The 25,083-nt window shown below is 63.0% G+C and carries 24 protein-coding genes; 6 read left to right on the top strand and 18 right to left on the bottom strand.

What is annotated here, in order from left to right; all coding sequences use genetic code 11:
* Nucleotides 1-11: 11 nt before the first annotated feature.
* Nucleotides 12-458 carry a type II 3-dehydroquinate dehydratase gene (locus tag AC1D13_RS11825; RefSeq protein WP_477666513.1) on the bottom strand — a complete coding sequence of 149 codons (447 nt, stop codon included), beginning with the start codon at nt 456-458 and terminating at the stop codon, nt 12-14.
* Between the two features lie 95 nt (nt 459-553).
* On the opposite strand from AC1D13_RS11825, the gene AC1D13_RS11820 reads away from it, so the two are divergent.
* Entirely contained in the window at nt 554-1,348 is a 795-nt protein-coding gene (locus AC1D13_RS11820) for an IclR family transcriptional regulator (protein WP_477666512.1), read from the top strand.
* 27 nt (nt 1,349-1,375) lie between these two features.
* A complete protein-coding gene (locus tag AC1D13_RS11815; RefSeq protein ID WP_457281286.1) occupies nt 1,376-1,729 on the top strand; it encodes a hypothetical protein in 354 nt (117 codons plus the stop codon).
* An 18-nt stretch (nt 1,730-1,747) separates the two neighbouring features.
* Here the strand turns inward: AC1D13_RS11815 and AC1D13_RS11810 are convergent, their stop codons facing one another.
* Nucleotides 1,748-1,942 (bottom strand): hypothetical protein, encoded by a 195-nt coding sequence (locus AC1D13_RS11810; RefSeq protein ID WP_477689574.1) that lies wholly within the window; start codon nt 1,940-1,942, stop codon nt 1,748-1,750.
* Between AC1D13_RS11810 and AC1D13_RS11805 the strand changes: the two genes are divergently transcribed.
* Nucleotides 1,926-2,075, top strand: a complete 150-nt coding sequence (locus tag AC1D13_RS11805) for a hypothetical protein (RefSeq protein ID WP_457281664.1) — start codon at nt 1,926-1,928, stop codon at nt 2,073-2,075. The genes AC1D13_RS11810 and AC1D13_RS11805 overlap by 17 nt on opposite strands.
* A gap of 38 nt (nt 2,076-2,113) precedes the next feature.
* Here AC1D13_RS11805 and AC1D13_RS11800 read toward each other — a convergent pair whose 3' ends face one another.
* The 3 genes from AC1D13_RS11800 to AC1D13_RS11790 form a co-directional block, all read right to left on the bottom strand.
* A complete protein-coding gene (locus AC1D13_RS11800; RefSeq protein WP_477689573.1) occupies nt 2,114-3,262 on the bottom strand; it encodes an ABC transporter substrate-binding protein in 1,149 nt (382 codons plus the stop codon).
* Nucleotides 3,263-3,456: 194 nt separating this feature from the next.
* Nucleotides 3,457-4,857: an MmgE/PrpD family protein gene (locus AC1D13_RS11795; protein ID WP_477689572.1), complete on the bottom strand. Its 1,401-nt coding sequence runs from the start codon at nt 4,855-4,857 to the stop codon at nt 3,457-3,459.
* Nucleotides 4,858-4,967: 110 nt separating this feature from the next.
* A complete protein-coding gene (locus AC1D13_RS11790; RefSeq protein WP_477689571.1) occupies nt 4,968-5,942 on the bottom strand; it encodes a Bug family tripartite tricarboxylate transporter substrate binding protein in 975 nt (324 codons plus the stop codon).
* A 176-nt stretch (nt 5,943-6,118) separates the two neighbouring features.
* Here AC1D13_RS11790 and AC1D13_RS11785 point away from each other — a divergent pair, with 176 nt between their 5' ends.
* Nucleotides 6,119-7,024: a LysR substrate-binding domain-containing protein gene (locus AC1D13_RS11785; RefSeq protein ID WP_457281291.1), complete on the top strand. Its 906-nt coding sequence runs from the start codon at nt 6,119-6,121 to the stop codon at nt 7,022-7,024.
* A gap of 557 nt (nt 7,025-7,581) precedes the next feature.
* On the opposite strand, the gene AC1D13_RS11780 is transcribed toward AC1D13_RS11785, so the two are convergent.
* From AC1D13_RS11780 to AC1D13_RS11755, 6 genes are all read right to left on the bottom strand, one after another.
* Complete coding sequence (locus AC1D13_RS11780) at nt 7,582-9,996, bottom strand: glycoside hydrolase family 31 protein (RefSeq protein WP_477689570.1); 2,415 nt, start codon at nt 9,994-9,996, stop codon at nt 7,582-7,584.
* A 33-nt stretch (nt 9,997-10,029) separates the two neighbouring features.
* Nucleotides 10,030-11,031, bottom strand: a complete 1,002-nt coding sequence (locus tag AC1D13_RS11775) for an ABC transporter ATP-binding protein (RefSeq protein ID WP_477689569.1) — start codon at nt 11,029-11,031, stop codon at nt 10,030-10,032.
* Nucleotides 11,032-11,045: 14 nt separating this feature from the next.
* Nucleotides 11,046-12,101, bottom strand: coding sequence for a carbohydrate ABC transporter permease (locus AC1D13_RS11770; RefSeq protein WP_457281294.1), 1,056 nt, complete (start codon nt 12,099-12,101; stop codon nt 11,046-11,048).
* A gap of 9 nt (nt 12,102-12,110) precedes the next feature.
* The gene (locus AC1D13_RS11765) at nt 12,111-13,100 is read right to left on the bottom strand and encodes a carbohydrate ABC transporter permease (RefSeq protein WP_457281295.1); all 990 of its coding nucleotides are present in this window, start codon (nt 13,098-13,100) and stop codon (nt 12,111-12,113) included.
* Between the two features lie 143 nt (nt 13,101-13,243).
* Nucleotides 13,244-14,533 (bottom strand): ABC transporter substrate-binding protein, encoded by a 1,290-nt coding sequence (locus tag AC1D13_RS11760; protein WP_477689568.1) that lies wholly within the window; start codon nt 14,531-14,533, stop codon nt 13,244-13,246.
* Between the two features lie 49 nt (nt 14,534-14,582).
* A complete protein-coding gene (locus tag AC1D13_RS11755) occupies nt 14,583-14,726 on the bottom strand; it encodes a hypothetical protein (protein WP_457281297.1) in 144 nt (47 codons plus the stop codon).
* A 308-nt stretch (nt 14,727-15,034) separates the two neighbouring features.
* Between AC1D13_RS11755 and AC1D13_RS11750 the strand changes: the two genes are divergently transcribed.
* Together AC1D13_RS11750 and fusA are read left to right on the top strand one after the other, a co-directional pair.
* Nucleotides 15,035-16,063, top strand: a complete 1,029-nt coding sequence (locus tag AC1D13_RS11750; RefSeq protein WP_457281298.1) for a LacI family DNA-binding transcriptional regulator — start codon at nt 15,035-15,037, stop codon at nt 16,061-16,063.
* A 508-nt stretch (nt 16,064-16,571) separates the two neighbouring features.
* Complete coding sequence (gene fusA, locus AC1D13_RS11745; protein WP_457281299.1) at nt 16,572-18,602, top strand: elongation factor G; 2,031 nt, start codon at nt 16,572-16,574, stop codon at nt 18,600-18,602.
* Nucleotides 18,603-18,739: 137 nt separating this feature from the next.
* Here fusA and AC1D13_RS11740 read toward each other — a convergent pair whose 3' ends face one another.
* The 7 genes from AC1D13_RS11740 to AC1D13_RS11710 all read right to left on the bottom strand — a co-directional run bounded on the left by AC1D13_RS11740 (nt 18,740) and on the right by AC1D13_RS11710 (nt 24,985).
* Nucleotides 18,740-19,783, bottom strand: coding sequence for a hypothetical protein (locus AC1D13_RS11740; protein WP_457281300.1), 1,044 nt, complete (start codon nt 19,781-19,783; stop codon nt 18,740-18,742).
* A complete protein-coding gene (locus AC1D13_RS11735) occupies nt 19,780-20,817 on the bottom strand; it encodes a hypothetical protein (RefSeq protein ID WP_457281301.1) in 1,038 nt (345 codons plus the stop codon). The genes AC1D13_RS11740 and AC1D13_RS11735 overlap by 4 nt, the downstream gene beginning before the upstream one ends.
* 163 nt (nt 20,818-20,980) lie before the next feature.
* A complete protein-coding gene (locus AC1D13_RS11730) occupies nt 20,981-21,142 on the bottom strand; it encodes a hypothetical protein (protein ID WP_007863796.1) in 162 nt (53 codons plus the stop codon).
* A 76-nt stretch (nt 21,143-21,218) separates the two neighbouring features.
* Nucleotides 21,219-22,055, bottom strand: coding sequence for an amidohydrolase family protein (locus AC1D13_RS11725; RefSeq protein ID WP_477689567.1), 837 nt, complete (start codon nt 22,053-22,055; stop codon nt 21,219-21,221).
* Between the two features lie 3 nt (nt 22,056-22,058).
* Complete coding sequence (locus AC1D13_RS11720) at nt 22,059-23,087, bottom strand: tripartite tricarboxylate transporter substrate binding protein (protein ID WP_457281303.1); 1,029 nt, start codon at nt 23,085-23,087, stop codon at nt 22,059-22,061.
* A 36-nt stretch (nt 23,088-23,123) separates the two neighbouring features.
* A complete protein-coding gene (locus AC1D13_RS11715; protein WP_457281304.1) occupies nt 23,124-23,864 on the bottom strand; it encodes a GntR family transcriptional regulator in 741 nt (246 codons plus the stop codon).
* A 158-nt stretch (nt 23,865-24,022) separates the two neighbouring features.
* The gene (locus AC1D13_RS11710; protein WP_477666511.1) at nt 24,023-24,985 is read right to left on the bottom strand and encodes a Bug family tripartite tricarboxylate transporter substrate binding protein; all 963 of its coding nucleotides are present in this window, start codon (nt 24,983-24,985) and stop codon (nt 24,023-24,025) included.
* Nucleotides 24,986-25,083: the final 98 nt, after the last annotated feature.

The following is a 25,083-nucleotide window of genomic DNA, read 5'->3' as shown; positions in this document are numbered from 1 at the left end:
TCTACGTGGCTCTATGCAAAGGTCAGGCGCTGCGCGAGCGCCCGCAGCGCCAACTCGTAGCCGAACGGGCCAAAGCCGCAGATGACGCCCGTGGCCACCAGCGACACAAGCGAGTTCTGGTACAGCGCATCGCGCCGGTGGATGTTGGTGACATGCACTTCGGCAATCGGCTGGTCCAGCGTCTTGAGAGCGTCCAGCACCGGGATGGAACGGAACGACAGCCCGGCCGGGTTAATGACAAGGGCGGCGGCCTTCTCGCGGGCTTCCTGCACCCAGTCGACCATCATGCCCTCATGGTTGGTCTGGCGGAACTCGCACGTAAAACCCAGCTCGTCCGCGACACGGCGGCATAGTTGTTCTACCTGCGCCAGCGTCGTGGAGCCGTAGAGATGCGGCTCACGCACGCCTAGCAGGTTGAGGTTGGGCCCGTTCAGGACGTAAATCACTTTCGATTGCATGGGATTCCTCACGGAGACCTTTCATGGACGCGAACCGATTCTTGCCCCGTCGTGCCACAATCTTTCCAAACTGGAAACTTTTTTCATATGACGATATGAGCAATGCCCTGGACCGCGGCTTCACCGTGCTGGAGCACCTTGCGCACTACCCGCAAGGCTCGCCGCTGTCGCTGATCGCGACGGAGCTGAACCTACCGCTGAGCGCTTGCCACCGCGTGCTGGCGGACCTGCAGCGCCTGGGCTATGTGCGCCAGGCCCGCAAGCAGGGCGAGTACGTGCTCACGACCAAAGTGGTGTCGCTGGGATTGGGCTTCCTTAGCAGCGCCGGCATCGTCAACATCGCTGAGCCGCTGCTGGAACGGCTGGCGCAAACATCAGGCGAGCTGGTGCGCCTGTCCATCGTCGACGAAGACCGCCTCACCTTTGTGGCCAAGGCGCAGGGCCAGCGGCAGTCGGGCTTGCGCTACGACCCGGACATGGGCATGGACGTGCGCCTGTCATGCACCTCGTCCGGGCATGCGTGGCTGATGACGCTGAGCGATGAGCGCGCGCTGGAACTCGTCAGCAAACAGGGCTTCGGCACACCGGCGCAATACGGGCCCAAGGCGCCCACCACCATCAAGGCGCTGCTCGGCTTCCTGCACGCGGCGCGGGTACGCGGCTACGCGATGATCGACGAAGTGTTTGCACCGGGCATGTCGGCCATGGCCGTGCCGGTGTTCCACCGCAAGGCGGCCATCGGCGTCATCAGCATCGCGGGGCCGCGCACGCGCCTCACCGGCGAGCGCACGCATGAACTGGCGCCGGCGCTGCAAGCGGCGAGCGCGGAGCTGGGGCCTATCAGCAACGCATCGACTCTGTTCGGCAAGCCGCCGCTGGGCAAGGGCTGAGCAGGCGAACATGAGCGACTCAGCCTGATGCGAAAGATCCTGATTTCCATTCTCGCCGCGCCTTTCGCCGGCGCGGCTCTGTTCGCCTTCTGGATCAAGTGCGAACACAGGCCGGCGGAGGCCATCGCAGCGACCCACGCGTACATCGAAGGGGTGGACACTGACGCCGGCTGGAAAGCCCGCCTGCGCCGCTGCGTCAAACCGACCGGGTTTACACCGTTCCAGACCAACGGCAACCGCCTTCGCCGGCTGGCCGGCAACCAAGACCCTGACCCGGTGGAGGTCAGCGTGGATTTTTTTGATTGTTCGGTTCGCTTCTACCTGCGCAAGCAGAAGTCGGGCTCCTGGCTGGTCTACAAGGCCCAGAGCCATGCGGGCTAGGACTTCGTCCTTGCCTCGCTAGAGCTTCAGGGTCAGCCGCCTCCAGGCGCCTGCCTCTTCCAGTTGGTCCTGCACCAACGTTGCACCAGTAAAACCCAGCGTTCGCCGCTCAGCCGCCGGCATCAGCAGGATGAGACTGTCTTGCACAAGCGGCTGCGCGCCCTCACGGTGAACCGCGATGTGCAGGCCTTGCGCGGTGGATTCGACGCTCAAGCGCCTGGAGCAGGCCGTGATCGAAAACCTCAATGTGTTCGAGGTGTTGATGGAGGCGGTGCGCGTCTGTTCGTTGGGGCAGATCACCAATGCGCTGCTCGAGGTGGGTGGGCAGTACCGGAGGAATATGTAAATCGCCGGGGGCTGCTATTACCCAACTGATCAATAGCACTATTGACGAATCCTGCCAGCACTGGTGACGATGGATAACTCGACGAAGCTGGAGCCAGAGTGCTGTCCCGGTTTAAAGCTGATCAAGTAACCACCCAGGTCAAAATTACTCATGCCGTCCAAGGCTAGAACGGTCCCCTCGCGGCTGGGCCTGCTGCCTTGGCGGCGTATCGCTTCAGAAATGACGCGAGCGGCAATATAGCCCTCCATCATGGCGTAGCTCACAGGCACTTCCAGGTTGGGTGTCTTGGCAGCGGTCTCAGTAAATTCCTTGACTAGCTGACTGGAGACCTTGTACGGACTTGGCGTCACTTGGGCGATAGCCACACCTTGCATCTGCTCCGGAGACAGTCGTTTCGAGAGTTGCTCGATGTCGGCGCCCGAATGCGAAAGCAGTTGAGCCGCGCCACCTGCGATACGGTACTTCTCAATGAAGCCAGCCGCAGCAGACCCGCTGGAAACCATGATGATCGCTTGCGGCTGCATGTTCATGAAAGTGTCCACGGCGTCGGTGACGTTGACCGTGTTGGCGACGTAGGAGGCGCGTCCTTCGATCGTCGCTCTGACTTTCCTAGCTGACTCCTCGGCCGCGGCGATTACCGCAGTTGAGCCCGGCCCAGCCTCATGGAAAAGCCCCAGGCGCTTAATCCCGATGGTGGCCAAATGCTCAATGAGTTTGGAAATCTCGTCGCGCAGGCCTGCCCGCACGCTATACAGGTAGGGGGTGTCCGGCTGAATCTCCGAAGTACGGTAGCCCACCAGAGCGATCTTTTCTTTTGCCAAAATTCCCGCAGACACCAAGTCTGCAACATTCTTGCCGCCAAAGTAACCGGCCAGAACCAGTGGCTTATCTTCAGCAATCATCTGCTTGGTCAACGTGACCGTGTCGTCGGGCCTCCCGCCATCATCCTTGCGCAAGAGTGTGAGCTTATGACCGTTGATGCCACCGGCCTTGTTCATGACGTTGAAATGCAATTGCAAGCCGGCGGCGTAAGCGCGGCCCTGACCGGCCTCCGGCCCTGACATGGGGCCGACTTGGCCTACCATGATCTCTGCGGCGAGTACCGGACCGGCTCCCGTCACAAGGGCCCCCACGGCCAGTGCCATCAGGGCCTTGGCGAAAGCCGACGATAAACAACGGTTGTGCATGATGAGAGTTTCCTTTGTGCCGCGAATCTGACGGACTTGGATATCGATCAGTGGTCAACCTGCTGCAACACGGTCGCGGACTCTCCGTTGCCAGCGCCGCTTCGGCTGTGATCCGCGCGGGGGAACCGTCGGGTTCGGGCCCGCCTGAGCAAGCTGGATTCCATGGATCAAGGAAGGGGGCCCGACCCGCCTCCTCATGGACGGCCGAAACGCGCGCCATCATCAACCCGGGCTTCGAACTGCAGCAGAGCGAGCAGTTGGCGAACCTTGACGCCTTGCGGTCGAGCCAGGTTGTCGCGAAGCGGTGCCAAACGCTCTTCCGGAAGGATGCCCGTTGTGCATTGTTCGAATTTGATTTGCCGCTCCAACGACGAAAACGGATTCAGGAATGACCCTTTGGCGTGGTGAACCACACGCTCCAGGCGTCGTCCGTCCTTCAAGGTTACGACTGTGGTGTGGGGGAGCAGCTGCGTTGCGGTTTCTACGCGTGTCGAATCCAGGCGCATTTCGACGCGTGGCATGAGGCGCCGGGTCACGTCGTCTTGCACCGCTTGCGGCGTGAAGTCGGCCAACGTGACCGTGCCATAACGGAGCATCGTTGCCACCGCGTAGGGCATGGAAAACATGGCCTCGCGGGGATCCCTCGGCTCCGGGTATTTGAGATTCACCAGGTTGACGCGCCCGACCAATGTTTCGACACGCTCCACGTCCTCCATGCCGAATCGGTGTTCCGTGGCCAGGGCTTGCAACGCGTCCAGACAGCGGTGTGTGGACGCACAGTTGGGATACAGCTTGAATCCCAGGCCGTGGCTGTCGATCGCCAGCGGGCCATCGTTGACTGCAGTCATGGACCGCCAGTCGGCCGCCAAGCCCCCAGCATAGAGTGCGCCAAACCCATGCGGGCCTTCCAGGGCTTTATCGCTGCCGGTGACGCCTGAGGCCGCAAGCGATGCGGCCAGCACACCGCCTTGAGCCGCCAGTCCGGCATGCACGGGTTTCGTGTCGGTGCCGAACTGGACCTTGGGTCCAGCTGCCATGGAAACAGCCAGGCTGAGGGCGTGTGTCATACCGCCGACGCCCAGCCCAAGCAGTCTGGCGCAAGCGGCTGCGGCAGCAATTACACCAATGGTTTGAGTACCATGCCAGCCTTTTTCGGCATGGGACCGGTCCATCGCCATCCCGACGCGGGCCATCACCTCGCTTCCGACGATCAGTGCATCCAGCACCGCATCGAGCGTGGCATCAATCTCGTGCGCTTGCGCCAGGATGGCTGGGATCACAGCGCAGCCAAAATGGCCACCGGCGACGAAAAACATCTCATCCAACTCCCGCGCATGGGCGGCCGTGCCGTTGGCCAATGCACTGAAGGCGGCACAAGTCCCGGTGTTGCTACCCACCACCGGGACCGGTCCCGCGACACGCAATCCCGCACGTACCGAGGCGCAAACCGGATCCCCAGCACCCGCCACCATGGCGACGATGGTGTCCTCCAGGGAGTGCTCCGCCGTGCGCAGGGTGGATTCACCCCATTGACTGGGGACCGTGGCAGCCCAGTGCGCGAGAACCTGGGTAGCGGGGACGGGGGAACTGAACATGCTTGTCCTTGGGGTCTGTTTTTGGTATGTGGTTGCGCCTGTCAGCGCATCCTTGTGTGAAGCGAATAGCCGAAACGCAACAGCAGGCCTACGCGAAAGGCCAGGCACATTCAGTCAAGCTTTACTCCGGCGTTGCGGATCACGTCACCCCATTTTTTCGCCTCGCTGTCAATATGTGTCTTGAAAAACTCGGGCGTTCCCCCAAGCGCGACCTGCCCCACTTGTGCGAATTCGGCTTTGGTCGCAGGTGCCTGCAGCCAGTTGTTGATCTCACGGTTCAGGCGCAGGATCACCGACCGAGGCGTGCCCGTCGGTGCCACAATGCCGCCCCAGGCCACCACCTCGAAGCCTGCAATGCCCGCCTCTTCCATGGTCGGCACGTTGGGCAGCAGCGCCGAGCGACGTTTACTGGTAACCGCGAGCGGACGCACCTTGCCCGACTGGATCGCGCCCACCATGGACGGCAGGTTGTCAAACATGAAGTCGATCTGCCCGCCGATCAGGTCGGTCTGCGCCTGCGGAGCCCCGCGGTAGGGAATGTGGCTGAAGCTGATGCCGGCTTTTTCCTTGAGGATTTCGCCGCTGAGGTGACTGGTGGTGCCGTTGCCGCCGGAACCCATGGTCAGATTGCCCGGGTGGCTCTTGGCATAGATGACCAATTCGCGAACCGAGGCGATGGGCAGGCCATGGCGGACCACCAGCACATTGGGCACCTGCGAGAGCACGGCCACCGGCGCCAGGTCTTTATCGGGGTTGTAGGGCATCTTGGAAATCAGGCTGCGGTTGATGGCCATGGTCACGATATTGCCGAAGCCCAGCGTATAGCCGTCGGGTTTGGCGGTGGCCACCGCCTGCATGGCAATGGTGCCTGCCGCGCCGGGGCGGTTCTCGACGATCACCGCTTGTTTGAGCTTGTCCTGAAGGTAGTAGGCCAGTTTTCGGCTGGTCTGGTCGGGCGTGCCGCCGGCGGCCGAGGGCACGATCAGTTTGATAGGCTGGGTGGCGGGCCAATCCGCCGCCAGGGCGGTGCCAGCCAGCGTGGCCGCCGCCAGCAGCAGTACAAGGCGCGCTTGAAATTTCGACATCTGTGACTCCAACTTCTGTTCTTGAGGGGCCGCCCACTGCGGCGCCCTGAATATCTGACATGCGCGCCGGCCTGTCCAACGGAATAAACGCATACCCCCCTGCATTTATTTCATGCCCGCATAGCCTTTTTCATTGCGGGCGAACGGATGCCATGCCAATAATGGCCGTAACCGCCATGAAATATCCGACGCAGCGCCACCTGCCCTCCATCGTCAACCTCAACACCTTCGAGGTGATTGCACGGCGCCTGAGCATCACTGCCGCAGCCGATGAACTGGGTCTGACGCAAAGCGCGGTGAGCCGCCAGCTGTCGGACCTGGAGGGCTTTGTCGGCGTTGCACTGTGCCGGCGCACAACTAGCGGGATGGAGCTGACGGTTGACGGTGCCAGCTACCTGCGACGGGTGCGCACCCTGCTGGACGAGTTGGAGTCAGCGACCATCGCCGCGTCCATGGGCTCCATGCCAGGCAAGATACTGCGGCTGTCTGTGCCCACCACCTTTGGCACGCTGTGGGCCATGCCTCGGCTGTGCGCCTTCGCCATCGCGCACCGGCAAATCCAGCTGGACGTGGCCACGCATACCGGGCCCATCAGCATGCGCGACTCGGGGCTGGACGCGGCTATCGTCTACTGCGAAGGGCCGGAGCCCGGCTGCGTGGCCGACCTGCTACACCCCCTGCACTCCTTTCCTCTTGCGGCGCCCACGCTGAGCCGGCTGGCGGCGCCGCTGACGGGCACGCAAATGGCAGCGCTGCCCTTGCTGCACCAGAGCATGGTGCCCAACTCATGGCCGGCCTACCTGCGGCAGCTGGGCGCGTCTGTAGAAGTCCCGATGCCGGGCGCCCACTACGGTCTGCTGTCGCTTGCATTGACGGCAGCGGAGGCCGGACTGGGCATCGCACTGGCGCCGGACTATGTGAGCGCATCGGCGCTGCAGACCGGGCGCCTGGTCAAGCTGAATGACAAGCCCTTTATTTCGCCGCGCAGTTACTTTCTGGTGACGACGAACGAGCGCGCCAAGGCGCCCGTAATCCAATCACTGCGCCAGTGGTTGACGAGCCAGTCGCCGCCTGCCCCTTGAGGCTCCGGCGGTGGCCAGCTGAATGAGGCAGAGGCGGCGTGGTCCAGGAGACTGATCAACGCGCGAAGTTGCCGCTCCAGGCCAATCACACCAGAGACGCCGGAGAGTGCAATGGGCCAAGTCACAACTTCCGTCGAAGTCCACCTCAATGGTGAGGACCCCAGGGGCCTTCCCAAAGCGGCATCGCCGGGTTCGTACCCAGCGTGCGTTTTGCCGCGGCCCTGGTTTTGGCCGCGTTGACCGGTTTGACACTGTGGTCCGGCACACTCAGGGTTTGCGTTTGGCTGGCTGGGCTGACCGGGCGGCCGGCGGCAACGTCTGAGGCGTGTAGGCCGGTTGTGGTGAAAGCGGCCGCCAGGCCGACAGATGCAAGGGGTCGCAAGATCAGGACCAACATTTGAAGCCTCCCGTAGTGAATTGTCGTCACTGCAGTGACAGCATGCAAAGGACGTGCCAGAACTCCAGCCATCGTGTTGCACCGTCACGGCTTACCGCCAAGGCTGGTGATCCGCTGCCCGGGATCGCAGCGGCCCAGGACACATTTCCCTCATATAGGGTCAAAGCTTCAGCGTCAGCCGCCTCCAGGCGCCTTCGAGCTGATCCTGCACCAGCGCCCCGCCGTCAAAGCTAAGCGGGCGTTGCTCTGTTGCCGGCAACAGCAAGACCAGGTTGTCTTGCACAGGCGGCTGTGCGCCCTCACGGAACACCGCGATGTGCAGGCCTTGCGCGGTGCAATCAACGCGCAGGCGCCACTGCCCATAAGCGCCGCTGCGCCAGGCCTGGCTATGGCCGTCGTCTTCAAAACAGCTGGCTTCGAAACTGCCATCCCCCTTGAAGGGAAATACCTGGAAGCCGCGCAGGTCTTGGACCTTTGCGAAATGGATCTCTCCGAGGTTCAGCGGTACGGCACAGCCTTCGCGTGCCAGCAATGGGGGCGGGCCATCCAGCGGCGCATCCAGCGTGATCCACTGGCCGGCTTTCACGTACCGCGCGGTGTGCGCCTCGTACCAACCGCCGGTGCCGGGCAGCCACACGCGGCGCTCGGTCTGGCCGGGCTCGACCACCGAGGCCACCAGCAAATGGGCGCCCAGCAGCATGTCGTCGTTTTCTTCCAGGCAGTGCCTGTCTTCCGGGAAGTCGTGGTACGTCGGCCGGATGATGGGTTCGTAGGCGCTGTGGTAACGCCATACCAGGTCGTACAGGTAAGGCATGAGCCGGTAGCGCAGGCGGATCAGCTCGCGCACCTGGGGCGTCACCTCGGGGTACATCCAGGGTTCATTGACGGTTTTGTCGTCGTTCCACGAATGGATGCTGAAGCGCGGCAGGAAGATGCCGTGCTGCACCCAGCGCAGCAGCAACTCGGGCCCCGGCGCAGGACCGGAAAAACCGCCTATGTCGTGCCCGGTGTTGGACACGCCCGACATCGCCAGGCCCAGGCCCATGCGGATGTTGTAGCGCAGCGTTTCCCAGGCCGTGTAGTTGTCGCCCGACCAGGTCTGCACATAGCGCTGCATGCCCGCGGCGCCTGAGCGCGACACCAGGTAGGGCCGCTCCGCGGGCGCGAACTCGGTCTGCGCGGCATGCGACGCCTGCATCATCAGCAAGGTCTGCAGCGGGCGCACCTCGCGCGCGGGACGGGGCGCGCCGAAGCCGTGGGCCAGCGCCTTGTCGCTCCAGATCTCGTATTCGTTGTTGTCATTCCAGGTGGCGGGGATGCCGTATTCGAGCAGCTGCTCAGTCACCTGCCTCTTCCACCAAGCGATGGTCTTGGGGTTGGTGAAGTCGAGGTACGCACCGGTGCCGTCCCAGAACTGTATGGCCGTGGGTTGGCCGTCCGGGTCTTGCACCAGCAAGCCGGCCTGCCTGACCTCTTCGAAGCGCGGGTGGTTGCTGAGCAGCGCAGGCTTGATGTTGGGCACCAGGCGTACGCCGCATTCCAGGTAACTCTGCACAAACGCTGCGGGGTCGGGAAACTTCTCGCGGTTCCAGTTGAAGACGTAACGGCCCGGGCCAATGGAGGTGTAGCCCGACGACAGGTGGAACGAGTCGCAGGGAATGTCGTGCTCTTCACAGCGTTCGAGGAACTCGCCCATGCGCTCTTGCGCATTCGGTGCGTCTGTGTAGCTCATGGTCGAGCCGGAATAGCCCAGCGCGTAGCGCGGCGGGAAGATGGGCCGGCCGGTGAGCCAGGTGTAGCGGCGCGTGATGGCGGCCGGGTCGGCGCCGGCGATGTAATACAGGTCGAGGTCGCCGTGATCGGCTACGAAGTAACGGTAGTGGCCGTGGTAGTTGTCCATCTCGCGGCCCATGTCGAAACTGCAATCGGACAAGGTGTCGTAGAACAAACCGAAACACAGGCCGGCGTCTTTTTCACCACCTTTGCGCGTGATGTAGAACGGGATGTGTTTGTACAGCGGGTCGGTGCTGCGTGCGCTGTAGCCCATGGGGTCGAGGTTGCACATGCGGTAGCGCTGGCCGGCACGGTTGGCGTCGCCGGCGCGCTCGCCCAGGCCGAAGTAGGCTTCGCCGCGTTCGCGCTGCAGGTAGTGGTAGACCTTTTCGTCCCACCATCCAAAGTTGTAGCTCTGCGTGGTGCGGTCGGAGGCTGTGGCCTGCCAGCGGCCCTGTTGCCGGCTTTCCCAGCGGCAAAAGAAGCCTTCGAGCGCGATGGTCAGGCGCACGGCGCCTGTGGTGATCTGTAGTTGCGAGCCCTCTTCCTTGAGTTCGAATGCGGGCAGCGAAAAGCCGCTCACGTCGAAGCGGTCGCGGCCTTCAACGGGCAAGTTTTCAAGTCCAGGCGCCACGGTCCAGCTGCGCGGCATCTGCAGCCGTCCTTGCGGCAGCACCAGCACACGAACGATGTCTTCTTCGAGCACCCAGATGTGGGCCGTGGCACCACTGGTGCTGTTCAGGACGAGGTGGTTGCCGCTGCGCGATTGCAGGGCGAAAGTGGGAGCTTGGTCAAGGCGCATGGTCGGCTGGTCAATGTTTCGGGTGGCGCAGGTTCAAAGACGCAAGCCGTTCTGGTCGAAGAAATGCAGGTGCTCTGCGGGTGCGGTCACCTTGACGGTGTCGCCGCGCTGGATGTTGGTCTGCCCGCTCAGGATGATTTCAAAAGGCGAATCGGGCACCACGTTGCCATGCAAGATGCTGGTGCTGCCGAGTTGCTCGACCTGCGACACCTTCATCTCCAGCGGACCGTCGTTGGTGAGCTGCGCATGCTCGGGCCGGATGCCCACCGTGCTTGTTCCAGGCTTGGCGCCAGGCATCTGAGCCACCGGCACGAAGTTCATCCGCGGGCTGCCGATGAAGCCGGCCACGAACTGGTTGCAGGGCCGGTTATACAGCTCCAGCGGCGAGCCGACCTGCTCGATGCGGCCGGCGCGCAGCACCACGATCTTGTCGGCCATGGTCATGGCCTCGACCTGGTCGTGTGTCACGTAAATCATGGTCGCGCCAAGCCGGGCATGCAGGTCGCGGATCTCGGCGCGCATCGAAACGCGCAGCTCGGCATCGAGGTTAGACAGCGGTTCGTCGAACAGGAAGAGCTTGGGTTCGCGCACGATGGAGCGGCCTATGGCTACGCGCTGACGCTGGCCGCCGGAGAGCTGGGTGGGCCTGCGCTGCAGCAGCGGCGCGAGCTGCAGCATGGTGGCGGCGGCATTGACCTTGCTCTCGATCACGGCTTTGGCCACGCCCAGGTTTTCCAGGCCGAAAGCCATGTTGTCGTAGACGCTCATGTGCGGGTAGAGCGCGTATGACTGGAACACCATCGAGCAGCCGCGGTGCGCGGCGCTCACGTCATTGACACGCTGGCCGTCGATGCGGATGTCGCCGCCGCTGGCGGGCTCCAGCCCCGAGATGATGCGCAGCAGCGTGGATTTTCCGCAGCCTGAGGGACCGACGAAGACCACAAATTCACCGTCGGAAACGGTCAGGTCCACGCCATGGATGATGGTGGCTTTGTCGAAGGTTTTGACGACGTTGGCGAGTTCAAGAGTGGCCACGGGAAAGTCCTTGGTTATTTGACGCCGGCACTGGCGATGCCAGTGGCGATGTATTTCTGCAGGAAGGCAAAGACCAGGGTGATCGGAATCAAGGTGATCACGGTCATCGCCAGCAGGTAGTGCCACTGCGTGTTGAGTTCACCCTGGAAGGCATTGAGCGCGAGCTGCAAGGTGAAGTGCTCCGACTTGGACAGCACGATCAACGGCCAGAGAAAGTCGTTCCAGCGCCACATGAACGAGAAAATGGCCAGCACCGCCATCGCCGGAGCGGCCAGCGGCAGGATGATCTTCCAGTAGATGCGCCACTCGCTGGCGTTGTCCATGCGCGCGGCCTCCAGCAATTCGTCGGGAATGGTCAGCATGTACTGGCGCAGCAGGAACACGCCCGTCGGCGTGGCCACCGCGGGCAGGATCACGCCCCAGAGGTTGTTCAAGAGGTTCAGCTCCGAGATCACCAGGAAAGCCGGCACCAGGATGATGGTGGGCGGAATCATCAGCGTGGCGATGATCAGCACAAACACCGTCTTCTGCCCGGTGAACTGGTACTTGGACAGCGCGAAGGCCGCCATCGAATTGAACAGCAGCGTGAGGATGGTCGCCACCACGGTGATGAACACGCTGTTCCATAGATAGGTGCCGAAGGCGAACTTGCCGAACAGCTCGGTGTAGTTGCCGCCGGCGAATTTGAGTTCATTCACCGGTTTGCGGTCATTGATGTTCACGCGCAGTTCGGTCTGCGGCGCCGCGGGATCGACCATGGTGGCGACCAGGCCGATGCGGCGCACCTGGGCCAGTTCGCGGATATTGCCCTGTTCGTCCTTGGCACGGAACAGCGGCAGGGGTTTGTCGTATCCGGCCACCACCGCTTCCTTCTGGCTGTAGGGCAGAAAGGTCGGCGGGAACTGGCTCAGCGCGCTTTCGGTCTTGAAGGACGACATCACGAGCCACAGCACCGGGCCGAACATCACGATGAGGCCGGCCAGCAGGTAGGCATAGGAGACCCAGTCGGTCCAATGCAGGCTGGTGCCACCGTATTTGTAGCCCTTGGTGCGGGTGAGGAAATTGGCCATGGCTTTTCCTTACTTCTTGATTTTTCCGGCCTCACCGGCTTTGGACAGCCGCAGTTGCGCGAGCGTCAGGGCCATCAGGCCGGCGGCCAGGATCAGCGAGGCCGCGGCGGCCAGGCCGTAGAGGTGGATCTGTTCGGCGAAACCGGTCTGGTAGATGTATTGCACGATGAAGGTGGTGGCCGAGCCCGGGCCGCCGCCGGTGAGCACAAACACTTCGTCAAAGCTCTGCACCGCGCGGATCATCACCAACACCAGCACCACGATCAGGTTGGGCATGAGCAGGGGCAGCGTGATGCGCCTCAGCACGCGAAACGGCGGTGCAGCGTCCATCTCGGCGGCTTCGTAGACGTCTTTCGGAATGGCCTGCAGGCCGGCCAGCAGAATGAGTGTGTAAAAACCCATGTGAGCCCAGATCGACACCACCACCACCCAGAAGAATGCCCAGTGCCGGTCAAGCAGCCAGTCCATCGGCGAGCCGCCCATGGCCACCAGGCCGGCATTGAACACGCCCTGGCTTTGCAACAGCCATTTCCAGATCAGCGCCACCACCACCGGCGACAGCAGCACCGGGTAGAAGAACACACCGCGCCAGAAGCCGCGGCCTATGATCTTGCGGTTCAGCACCAGGGCCGTCACCAGCGAGAAGAACACCATCAAGGCCACCTGGATCAGGCTGAACTTCACCGTGTTGGCGATGGAACGCCAGAAGATGTCGGTGCGGCAGGTCTGCAGGTCGGTGTAGTCGCGGCATTCAAGCAGGATGGCGAAATTTTCCAGCCCCGTGAAAGGCCGCTGCATGGGCAGTAGATTTACCCCGCCGGTCACCGCATACACCAGGTTCACCACGATAGGTAAAAAGGTGAAGATGCTGATCACCACCAGGTTGGGGCCGACAAAGAGCCAGCCTATGCGCGAGGCGCCCAGCCATTTCTGGCCCAGCCGGAAGACCGGCTCGAACAGGTTGAACAAAAAGCCCAGGAAGGCCGAAAAAACCGACATACCGACTCCGATCTACTGTGCCCAACATGACGCCCTCTGCGCCGTCTTATGCCAGTGACACCGCGGAACTGGCTCCGCCAGGCCGCAGGTGTCGCCCCCTGCAAGGGGGAGGCGCGCACGCAGTGCGCGCCACGGGGGTGCGCCTATTTTTCGGCTTGTTTTACCGCTTCGGCCATGTCGGTGCCGATTTTGGTCACGGCCTCATCCACGCTGATCTCTCCCACGATGGCCTGGGTGACCCGGGTTACGGTCGGCAGCATCAGGGCGCGGTTGTACTTGTAGCCTTGCAGCGCGTAGGCCGGCGGCGCGATGGTGGAGGTGCCGCTGGTGAACACGCCGAGCGCGGCACGCGCCGTCGGGCCGGCGCTCGGGTAGTCCACGCCTTTTTTGGCCACGCCTGCATGGGCCGGAATATTGTTGGTACGGGACGCGAATTCGGCGACATTGGCCTCCTGCGCCATGAAGTCCAGGAAGCGGCCCACTTCTTTCGGCGACTTGGTGGTCTTCAGCGCCACCCAGGCCGCGCCGCCGGGCATACCCGAGCAGGCAGCCGGGCCACAGGGATTGGGCACGGCGACCCAGTCGAAGGCATTGCCGATTTCCTTTTGCATGCGGTTGATCTGCCATGAGCCCGAAAGGATCATCACCACACGGCCGTTCTTGAACTCACCCACCGCATCGGCATAGCTGGAGCCGCCCGAGCCGCCCCACACATCTTTAAGCATGGTGCCGTCCTTGTGCCAGGCGACGAACTTGCCCACGGCGGCCTTGTAGCCTGCATCCACCGTGAGGTTTCCCTTGGCGTCGAAAATCTTCGCGCCATAGCTCACGGCGGGGCCGGCGAAGCGGTGGCCCGAGCGGTCCCAGGCCATGGCGGCCGGGGTTTGCGTGGCCTTGGCCACCTTGCGCGCTGCATCGGCCCACTCTTCCCAAGTAGCCTTGGGGCCTGGCATGGGTACCTTGGCCTGCTCGAACAAGGTCTTGTTGACGAAGGGGCCGGTCATGGTCATCTGCGAGAGGAAACCGTAGATGCCCTTGTCGCCTGCCTTGTTGCGCATCCAGGGCAAGGTGCTGCCGAAGTTGTCTTCCCAGTACTTGCGGTCCTTCACATGGGCGCTGATGTCGATGTAGTTCTTCGACAGGCCACCGATCTCGGCGACACGCGCGATGTCGGGGCCCTGACCCGCCGCCAGCTGGACGGGCAGCTGCTCGACCACCGTCTTGTAGGGCACGGTGTCGAGGATGACCTTGGCGCCGGGGTTCTGCGCCTCGTAGCGCTTGATGAGGTCGGCGGTCACGTCGCACTCGTTGCCGTCCTGGTAGCACATAACCCGGATTTCGGCGAAGGCGCTGGTGGCCAGCGTGGCGACGGTGGCGCCCAGGAGGCCGGCGCGCGTGGCGTGCCTGGCGAGGGAACGAAGCTGGAAGTTCATGGTTGTCTCTTTCTGGAAAAAGGAAGGTGGGGCCGATCGTTCGCCGGCTTCAGGAATGCGCGTCGGCCCCGGAACGCAGCGCGGCATCCGTTCCACCGCCGGGCAGCATTTCCTCGGTGCGCGGATACGGATCGAGCAGGAGCACCGACAGGGGCTTGCCGGCGCTGTGCGTGCTGGTGGAGATGGAACCCATGTCGTCTTGTGCCGTTGTTTTGCGATCGTGGCTGACTTTGGGCTATTATGGCAAACGTTTGCCAACGCTTGGCAATCGTTTGCCATACTTGTCAGTCACGGCTTTCTCGGTTATATGTTGTCCTGGCACGCACCGATCGCGCCGCCGGTCGGCCATCCGCCGTCGGCCCTTGTTTTCCAAAAATACGACCCATCGATGCTTCGCTTTCCACTCGCCGGACTCTCGCCTCGCCATCCGCATGACCGGCCTTCGCGCCAACCCAATATTCGCTGCGGCGTCCAGACCCGGCAGACCTGCCGCCCGCACCGATGACCGACGACACCCCGCGCAGGCGCAAGGGCGTCGGCCCGGTTTCGCTGAGCGAAGTCGCCGCGCAGGCCGGCGTCTCAATCTCCACCGTCTCGCGCATCGTGAACGGCGAGACCCGGCGGGCTTCGTCGGAAACGCTGGCGCGCGTGCGCGAGGCGATCAAGACCGTGGGCTACCACCCGAACCAGCTGGGGCGCGCGCTGCGCAACCGTGAGAGCCGCCTGGTCGCGATGCTGGCCGCCAACCTCGACAACCCCGTGATGGCCACACTGGCCGCCTCCACCGAGGCCGCGCTGCGCGAGGCCGGCTACACGATGATTCTGTGCGATACGCACGACCGGCCGGAGCTGCAGGACGACTATCTCAACGCCATGCGCTCGCAGGTCGTGCAGGGCTACGTGATGGTCGCGGCTCAGCCCAGTGCCGGCCTGCGCGACTTCGTGGAGCGCGGCGCGCCGATGGTCTTCGTGAGCCGGCGCAGCCCGTTCGGCACCTGCGCCTTCGTGGGGCCGGACAACCTGGCGGCCGGCGCCGCCGCCGCAGACTACCTGCTCGACCGCGGCATCGACGCGCCGGCCGTGGTATTTCCGTCGCGCGGATCGTCCACGACCCGGGAACGCGTGCAGGGCTTCTGCGAGCGGGCCGGCGCCAGAGGCTTGTCAGCCGACCGGATCCGTCGGGTAGAGGCTCCGGGCATCTCGCACCTGGAAATCGGCTACGCCGCCGCGGCCCAGTTCGCGGCGCCCGGTGCCTGGCCGCGTGGCGCGATGTGCATCAGCGACCAGGTCGCCTATGGGCTGCACCGCGTGGCCCGCGAGAGCGGGATCCGGGTGCCCGGCGACTGCGAGCTGGTCGGCATCGACGGCAACCCGATCAATGCCTGGCTCGCCCCGTGGCTCACCTCGGTCGAAATTCCGCACCAGGATTTCGGACCGGTCATCGTGGACCTGATGCTGAGCCTGTGGGGCGGCGAAGCGCCACGCGAACGCCTCATGCCGCACCGCATGGCGGCTGCGCTTGAGACCTGAAACCGGCCAGCCTGCGCGCCTTCAGGAAAGCTTACTTTCTATCCCACGGCTTGAACCGGTTCTGCGGTGCAGGCACAGCATCGCCGGAAGCTTGCCCCTTCTTCGCCAGGTGTTGCGGAGTTGCCCATGCACTCTTTTTCGTCTTGCCATTCCCATCAATGACAGTAATAATCCGACCTCTTATGAATCTCACCAACGTGATCAAGGCAACTTTCGCCACCTGACTTCGCCTTTCGATCGCGTTCGGAAGGCTTGTGCCTTCCGGACAACAAAACCCCGGCAGGCTTTCCCTCCGGGGTTTTGTTTTTTTGGGCTTTAACCATGCGTACCTACGACAAGCTGATTGCCACGATTCCCGACCGCCGGAGCGCAAGCACCGTGCGCCTGGGCTCCGGCCGCAATTTCAACCTTCAACGCTAGCATCCAGGCGAATCCCGCCTGGGCTGGCCTTTGCCAACCAGGCGGCAGCCGCTCGCAAAGCCGAGTGCGGCCGCAAGAAAGATTCACCATGACTGCAAAAACCCACAAGCTCCGCAATATCGGCGTCATCGCCCACGTCGACGCAGGCAAGACCACGACCACCGAACGCATCCTGTTCTACACAGGTGAAAGCCATCGCATCGGCGACGTGAATCACGGCACCACGCGCATGGACTTCGACCCCCAGGAACGCAAGCGCGGCATCACCATCAACAGTGCGGCCATCACCGTTCACTGGAAAGGCGCGCAGATCAATGTCATCGACACGCCCGGACACATCGACTTCAACATCGAGGTGAACAGGTCCTTGCGCGTTCTCGACGGAGCGGTTGTCGTCTTCGACGGCGTGGCCGGCGTGGAGCCGCAAACCGAGACCAACTGGCGCCTTGCGGACAAATACCAAGTGCCCAGGATCGCCTTCATCAACAAGCTTGACCGCGTCGGTTCGGATTTCCAGCGCGTCGTGGCCATGATGAAAGATCGCCTGGGTGTGACGGTCGTTCCGCTGCAACTGCCGATCGGCTCGGAAGGCGACTTCCGCGGCGTGGTCGACCTGGTGGCGATGCGCGCAATGTTCTGGGACAAGGACGATGCGAGCGAGCCTTTCCGCGAGGCGGACATTCCCTCCGACCTGGTGGATCTGGCAGTTCGTACACGCGCCAGCCTGGTCGAACTCGCGGCAGAGCAGGAGGATGCCGCGCTGCAGGCCTACGTCAACGGCGAGGAGATCGAACTCGCCGTGTTGCGCCGCTGCATCCGCAAAGGTGTGCTGACTGGAGCGTTTGTGCCTGCGCTCGGCGGTTCGGCATTCAAGAACCGTGGTGTGGAGCCTCTGCTGGATGCCGTCGTGGACTACCTGCCCGCGCCGGACGATATGGTTCGCGAAGATGGAAAACCGGCTTCCGCCAGTGATCCGCTTGCCGCGCTGGCGTTCAAGGTCACCACGGATGACCATGGCTCGAAGGTCTTCGTGCGTATGTACGGCGGCAGGCTTGGCCGTGGCGACGTCGTGCTCAACGCGACGACCGGCAAGACGGAACGCGTGACGCGGCTCTATGAGGTGCATGCGGACGACCTCATTGAACGCGAGGAACTGGTAGCGGGAGATATTGCCGCCGTTGTGGGTCTCAAGGACACGCTGACGGGCCACACCCTGTGCGATCCGTCTCATCCGGTTCATCTGGAAGAAATCAGCGTTCCAGAGCCGGTGATTCACGTGGCAATAGAACCCAGGACCAGCGGCGACCAGCAAGGCCTCTCCAAGGCACTGCAGGCGATGTTGAGGGAGGACCCGAGCCTGAAGCTCCGGCATGACGCGGAGTCCGGGCAAACAGTCCTCTCCGGCATGGGAGAGCTGCAGCTCGAGGTTTCTATCGAGAAGCTGCGGGCCAAATATGGTGTCGAAGTGTCGGTTGGCCAGCCACAGGTTGCCTACCGGGAAACAATTTCACGAAATGTGGAGGTGAACCATGTTCACAAGAAGCAAAGCGGAGGGCCCGGCCAGTTCGCCGAGGTCAAACTCCTGCTGACGCCTCTGAACCGAGGCGAAGGCATCCGTTTCGACAGCCGTGTTGTCGGCGGCGCTGTGCCGCGGGAATTTATTCCAGCGGTAGAGACCGGCATACGGCGTGCCGCGCTTTCGGGTGTGGTGGCAGGCTATCCCTGTGTCGATTTTTCAGTCACGCTACTGGATGGCGGTTTCCATGAAAGAGACTCGTCGACGGTTGCGTTCGAGTTGGCCGCCATGGCGGCTTTCCGGGAAGGCTTTGCAAAAGCGGGGCCACAGGTCCTGGAACCGGTCATGGCCGTTGAAGTCATCACACCGGTGGATTACCTGGGCGACTGTATTGGCGACCTGAATCGCCGGCGCGGCATGGTGCGCGGGCAAGGCCAGCGCGGCAATGCGGCGTTGATCGAAGCCGATGTGCCTTTGAAGGAGATGTTCGGTTATATCGGTAGCCTGCGCGCGCTGTCTTCGGGCCGCGCGCAGTATTCGATGCAGCTGGCTCACTATGAGGTGATCCCAGCGGTGCAGCTTGCTGCGTTGTTGCAGAACTAAGCGCCTTGGGCGTGGACCTTGTGTTCACGCCCTTTTTTTTGCTCTCACTGGCCCGGTCCGAGGTCACCGGGCAACTGGCCGGCGAAGGTGCAGAGTCGGTGCAGGGCCGCTTCATCGAACACCTCGCGCCGGATGCGTCACGCGCCGGGTTTAGGCCTTTTCCAGATCACGCCGTCCACCAGGTAGTGATGGAAATTCACGGTGAAATGCAAAATGAACACGGCGGGCAAGCCTAGCCAGATCAATTGCCGACCCGCCACCGACAGCGCTTCGTACATCACGGCGCCCAGCACCAGGCATAAGGCAAGGTATTTGGCCGCATTTTTGAATGGGTTCATCAGGCGCTGAAGGTCTTGGCCGTCAAGGGATCGTTGATCGACGGCGCCCGGCAGTTGCGCGTCACGGCGGACATTCTGCAGCCATACAAACTGCAGGTATTGCAGGTTGTGCCAGATATTGACCACCAGCCACCCCGACGTGATGTTCGTGGCCCACAGGTAAGCGACTGCCGTGACAAGCAGGTGCGATGCCACAAACAGGCAATGCCCCGCGTTGAGTTGACCGGCCAGCGCAAGGCGCAGCTGCCGATATCCCCACCATGCGCACACAAACACGGCGACGATGCCTGTTGCGCCTGTCAACGCGGCGTCAACGGATGGAAGATAGATGGGGTAGCCATAAAAGAATTCAGGGGCTGTTGTACACCGATGCATCAAGCCCCAAAGCGGAAAGAGATAGATCAGGCTTTCAGACAAGCGATCAGGGCCCGTTGCCTGCGGGTCGGCCCTTCTGTACGCCCTTGCAATGCCGAACGACTGCCGGGTGACATGGTAGGTCTGCGCAATGAAATACAAGGTAAACAGGCCGCCCAACTCATAGGCCAGCGCGACCATCGTGACCCCGACCAGCACGATGGGCGGCAAACCAAAAATCAGGAACCAGTGCTTTTTGGCTTGGGCTTTGTCAAACCCGATGCGGGTGTAGGTCGCAATGACGTGGGGGCTGGCAAATAGCCAGATGTCGACCAGTACCACCGCTACAAACATCGCGGGTGAGATCGTCGCCAAAGCGCCCAGGACCAGCGCGATGCCGGCGGTGCCAAAGAGGAACAGCCTGTCAAACCACGGATCGTAGAGAAGCGGGCCGTGATTGGCGGTACCGACCGGCCAGCGCAGGCTCATGTCACCGGCAGAATAATGGGAGGTGGCCGCGCTGAGCCGGGAGGAACGAATTTTGGCGGCCGGACGAACTGGGTTCTCGGCCGAAGATTGCGTTCCGTCGTCGCCTTGATCTGCTCGTATGCGCTGTTGAGGCCGGCCTCAAACCGCGAAGCCAGCGTCAGCCTGCCCGGCATGGCAGACAAACCAGCGGGGGGCAATGTCTGGTAGGGGTCATACGACGGCCTGGCTTCACAAGGGTAGCAAAGCCCATCGGCATCAAACTGGCTTCGGAATTGAATGGAATAGACCACCCCACCGGGTTTATCGCTGTCGATGGGAAATGAAAAATCCACAACAGAATCAGAGGCATCGGCGGCAGGATTGCTGTCGCGCAACAGGATGAAACCGGAATCAGTGAAGGCGCGGACCCACTCCCGCTTCAGATCCGGCAGTTTGACCTTGACGTAGGAGTTGTCGTAAGTCCAGCGATTACGCTCTCCGCCCCATGCGTTTTTGTAATCAAACCCGCGCTGGGGATCCAGGTAGTTCAGGGATTTGTTTTTGATGGACGAATACGCTTGGTCGATGTCCGGGTAGAGCCTGCTGCTCAGGTCGTACTGGACCATCCATGGAAATTTCCCGATGTCCGTTTCGTCCTGTATTTTTCCCCATCGCAAAAAACAGTTCATGCACCGGCCATTGACAACGGTGCCGTCTACCTTGAATCCAAAAATCACAACGCCGTATTTGCCATTCTTGTCCACGGGATAAGAAAACCGGAAGACCGTGGCGCTGTCTGCGTCTTTTTTGGCGGCAAGCAGGGTGAAGCCGGATTCCACAAACGAATCAATCAGGATTTGATTCAAATCCTGCACTTTGATGCTTTTGTAGATCGCCATCGGGAATGCGTTCGGCGTTCCTATCTGCCTTGTTGCAATCGGGTTTGCAAGCGGCTGGGCGCTTGAAATGGAAAAACATCCCAACCCCAGGATCAATGCCAGGAAAACCGCCATTCTGGACAACATTTTTCGGTACCCCCCGTTGACGTTATCCATGGATTAAACATCATGGCCGTCTTCCATCAAGAGGAGTTTTTATCTGGATTGGATACCGCATCGAACCCAATTCACCGAACGCCAGCCATTTTGGCCATGAAAAAAGCGCCCGAAGAGGCGCTTTTTTCATGGATGCGACCTGGGGCCGCATCAGCAAAACAGCTCAACCCTGGTGAGGGCGCTTGCCTGGGTTCTTTTTGCTGCGGGTGTGCGAACCGCGCTCCAGGCTGATCTTCTGGCCGCGGCCGGTCGTGATCGTGTAGCCCTTGGGAGGGACTGGCTTGGGGGCGCAGATGTCGGCTTCGACTCTGATTTTCTTGGGCATGGAAGACTCCGGGTTAAAAATGGCGTAGCCCGTGATTTTAAGCCACTCCGGGGCTGCAGGGCTCCCGCCGGGCTTATTAGGCGTACAAGGCGGCCGGCGCCTGCTCCCGGACGCACTGTGTTTGGGCCGCCGCCAGCGTGCGCGCCACGGGCTCCCAGGTGCTGGCATAGGCGGGGAGCGCGTCGGGTGCAAAGGCGGTGTGCGGCCAGTCGGAGCCCCAGACCATGCGCCGCCCGAACAGCCCCGCGACCTTGCGGATGGTCTCGTCTAGCGTCTCATACGGCGCCTGCGCCCCCAGGCGGTACCAGCCCGAGAGCTTGACCCAGGCGCCCTGGTCGGCGAGCTGCTCCAGCGCCCGCCAGGCCGGGTGATCCGGAGGAACGCCGGCGTACATGCCGGCGAGGTGGTCCAACACCGCCGGTACCGGGCTGGCCGCATGCAGGGCCGCGATCACGGGCAGGTCTTGCGGTGCCGCATACCACTGCACATGCCAGCCCAGCGCACGCAGGCGCGGCGCCAGGGCCTGGAAGCTGTCCCGGGCGCCGTCACCCTCCCCGGCCTTGAGGCTGTCCCCGACGGGAGACACCAGATTAAAGCGCACGCCACGCACGCCGAGCGCATGCATGGCCTGCAGTGCCGCATCGTCGATGGAAGGCGGCAGCACCACCACACCGCGATGTCGCCCGCCACCGACACGCAAGGTGTCCAGCAACACTGTGTTGTCGGTGCCATAAACGCTGGGCTGCACCAGCACCAGGTGGCCGAAGCCATGGCTTTGGGCCAGTTGCTCGATGTCCGCCAGCGGCCGGTGCGCGGGCTGGTAATGGCCCGGCGCGACAGCCGCAGCGGCGTCAAAGACGTGGACGTGGCTGTCCCAGCCGGGCGCCACCGGGTCAGGCGTGGAACTCTGCACCGCTTAACCCGTGGTGATCTTGCGGTCTTTGATGATGCGGCCCCATTTGAGCTGCTGGGCTTTGAGGAAAGCCTGGGTCAGCGCTTCGGGGCCCTCAGGGAAGGCTTCGCCGCTCAGGCTGCGGATGCGGCCCAGCACTTCGGGGTCGGCCATGGTCTTTCGGATGGCGGCGACCAGCGCGGCTTTGGACTTGGCGTCTATGCCGGCGGGCGCCAGCACCGGATTCCACTCGAGCACCTCATAAGCCGGCACGCCGGCTTCTTCCATGGTCGGCATGTCGGGCAGCGAGCGCGTGCGGCGCCGGCTGGTCACCGCCAGCGGGCGCAGCCGGCCCGACTGGATCTGTCCCAGCGAGGAGGCCACGTTGGCGAAGAAGAGCGGCACCTGGCCGGCCATCACGTCGTTCATGGCCGGGCCGCCGCCGCGGTAGGGCACGTGCACCAGCTTGACGCCGGCCAGGTCTTCAAACAGCGCGCCAGCCAGGTGCTGGGCCGAGCCGTTGCCGGAGGAGGCATAGGCGATCTGCCCGGGTTTGGCCTTGGCCAGGCGTATCAGGTCCTTGACGCTTTTGGCTTCAAAACCGGGCGTGCACACCAGCACGTTGGGGAACTGCGCCAACACGGCCAGAGGCGCGAAAGCCGTGTCGGTGTCGTAGGGTAACTTGGGGTAAAGCGCGGGATTGACGGCGAAGGACGAGGCATCGACCAGCAACTGCGTACCGTCGGGCACGGCGCGCGCCACCTGCGTCGCGGCGATCTGGCCGCCGGCGCCGGGCTTGTTGTCGACCAGCACGGGCTGGCCCAGGAACTCCGCCATGCGCGGTGCGATCAACCGCGCCATCAGATCGGCGCCGCCGCCCGCGGCATAAGACACGACCAGCGTGATCGGCTTGCCACCGGCGATCTGGCCCGCGGCATGAGCGGCAAAGGTCCAGGGTGCAGCGACGGCCGCGCCCGCGGCCTGCAGCACGAGGCGGCGCGAACGGTTCAGCGGCTGCGCGGCATTTGAAGGGTTGTTGCTTGGGTGTGGCATGGTTTTCTCCAGTTCCAGGGTGTGTTCAGGGTGTGTTCAGGTGATGGTGACGGTGTAGTGAAAGGCGTGGGCGTCGCCCCGCGTGTAGCGCACTTCGACGCAATGGCCGGCAAGGTCGTAGGCGCAGCGCGTGACCAGCGCACAGGGATGGCCGGCCGACAGGGCCAGGTGGCCGGCCTGCGCCGCCGTCAACGCGCCGAAGCCGATTTCATCGACCGCGCGGGCCACGTGCACGCCGCAGCGTTCGGCAAACATCGGGTAGAGCAGGTCGCCCCAGCTGTCGGTATCGCTCTCGGCGAGCTCGGCAAACAGGGCCGGGGGCAGCCAGATTTCCTCGTAAACACAGGGCTGGCCAGAGAGCGAGCGCACGCGTTGCAGCCGCAGCGCCGTATCGCCGCGTGCAAGGCCGAGGCGCCGCGCCACCTCGGCGGGTGCGACCAGCAGCCGGCGCGAGACGATGTGCGAGGCTGGCACTTCACCCGTGCCCTCGCCGAAGCGGAAAAACCGCATCATGGTGCCGCCCGTCATGCCGGCACGCACAAAGGTGCCGCGGCCGTGGATGCGTTCGATCAATCCCTGGTCGGCCAGGAGTTCCAGCGCGCGGCGCAGCGTGCCCAAGGCCACGCCGTGCTCGGCGGCCAGGGTCTGCTCGGCCGGCAAGGCGCTGCCCGGCGGCCACTCGCCCGCCACCACGCGCGCGCGCATAGCGGCGGCCAGGGCGGCATAACGGCTTTGGCCCGGTTCGGCGGGGACCACAGTGAGGGTGGGCTTATGCATAATTGATCTAGTCCTATAGATGACTAGATCATGTCATGCGTCCCCGCATCTGTTCTCAGGGTTTTCACGTAGTTTTCGGGACCAGGAGCGGCCTTCTCCGAAAAAAAAAAGCGGCGCCCATCAGGGCGCCGCCTCTTTGCGGAGAAGCAGCGAACCACTTACTCGATGGTCGCGCCGGAAGCCTGCACAATGCCCTTCCATTTGAGGTAGTCGCTCTTGAGCAACGCGGAGAACTGCTCGGGCGTCATGTTTTGTACCTCAGCGCCTTGCGCGTGAATGGCCGCCTTCATTTCGGGTGTGGCCAGCAGCTTGTTGACCTCGGCATTGACCGTGGCAACGATGTCTTTGGACGTGCCGGCCGGCATGAAGAGGCCATACCAGGTGCTGACGTCAAAATCCTTGTAGCCCAGTTCGGCCACCGTGGGCACATCCGGCAGCGAGGTGCTGCGGCGGGCCGAGGTGACGGCCAGCGGGCGCAGCTTGCCCGATTTGATCTGGGCGATGGCCGAGGGCAGCGAGGACACCATGAGGTCCACATTGCCCGCCAGCACATCCATCATGGCCGGGTTGGAACCCTTGTAGGGCACGTGGCGCAGCTTGATGTTGGCCGCGCCGTTAAAAATCTCGCCCGCCAGATGGATGGTCGTGCCGTTGCCGGGCGAACCGTAGGTGATGGAGTCAGGCGCAGCTTTGGCTGCCGCCACCACGTCGGCCAGCGTCTTGAAGCGCGACTGCACGCCCGTGACGATCACGACCGGCGTGTAGGCGACGTGGGCCACTGCCACCAAATCCCTGGTCGGGTCGTAGCTCAGGTTTTTGTACAGCCAGGGGGCAACAACCAGGTTGTCCTTCTGGCCCATGACCATGTCATAGCCCGTGGGCGCTGCGCGTACGGCCTCTGCAATGCCGATGGTGCCGCCGGCGCCGCCGCGGTTATCGGGCACCACGGTCCACTTGCTGGCCTCCGCCAGTTTGGTGGCCACCAGGCGTGACAGGATGTCGGTGCCGCCGCCGGGCGGGAACGGAACGATCAGGCGGATCGGCTTGGCCGGGTATGTTTGGGCCTGCGCGGCACAGAGCACGAGCGCGAGGGCAATGAACGACAAAAACTTGCGAAGCATGGGGGAAGGTCTCCTTATGGGGCTTGCCAAGCATAAGGCGAATGAAAAAGACGCACTCGCTTGCAGCCGGTTTGACCTTCAATTTTATTCGCCGGCCT

It is taken from the genome of Polaromonas sp. P1_E12, assembly GCF_056405975.1.
Note: the sequence above shows the minus strand (reverse complement) of the source record. Positions and strands in the feature narration are given on the sequence as shown.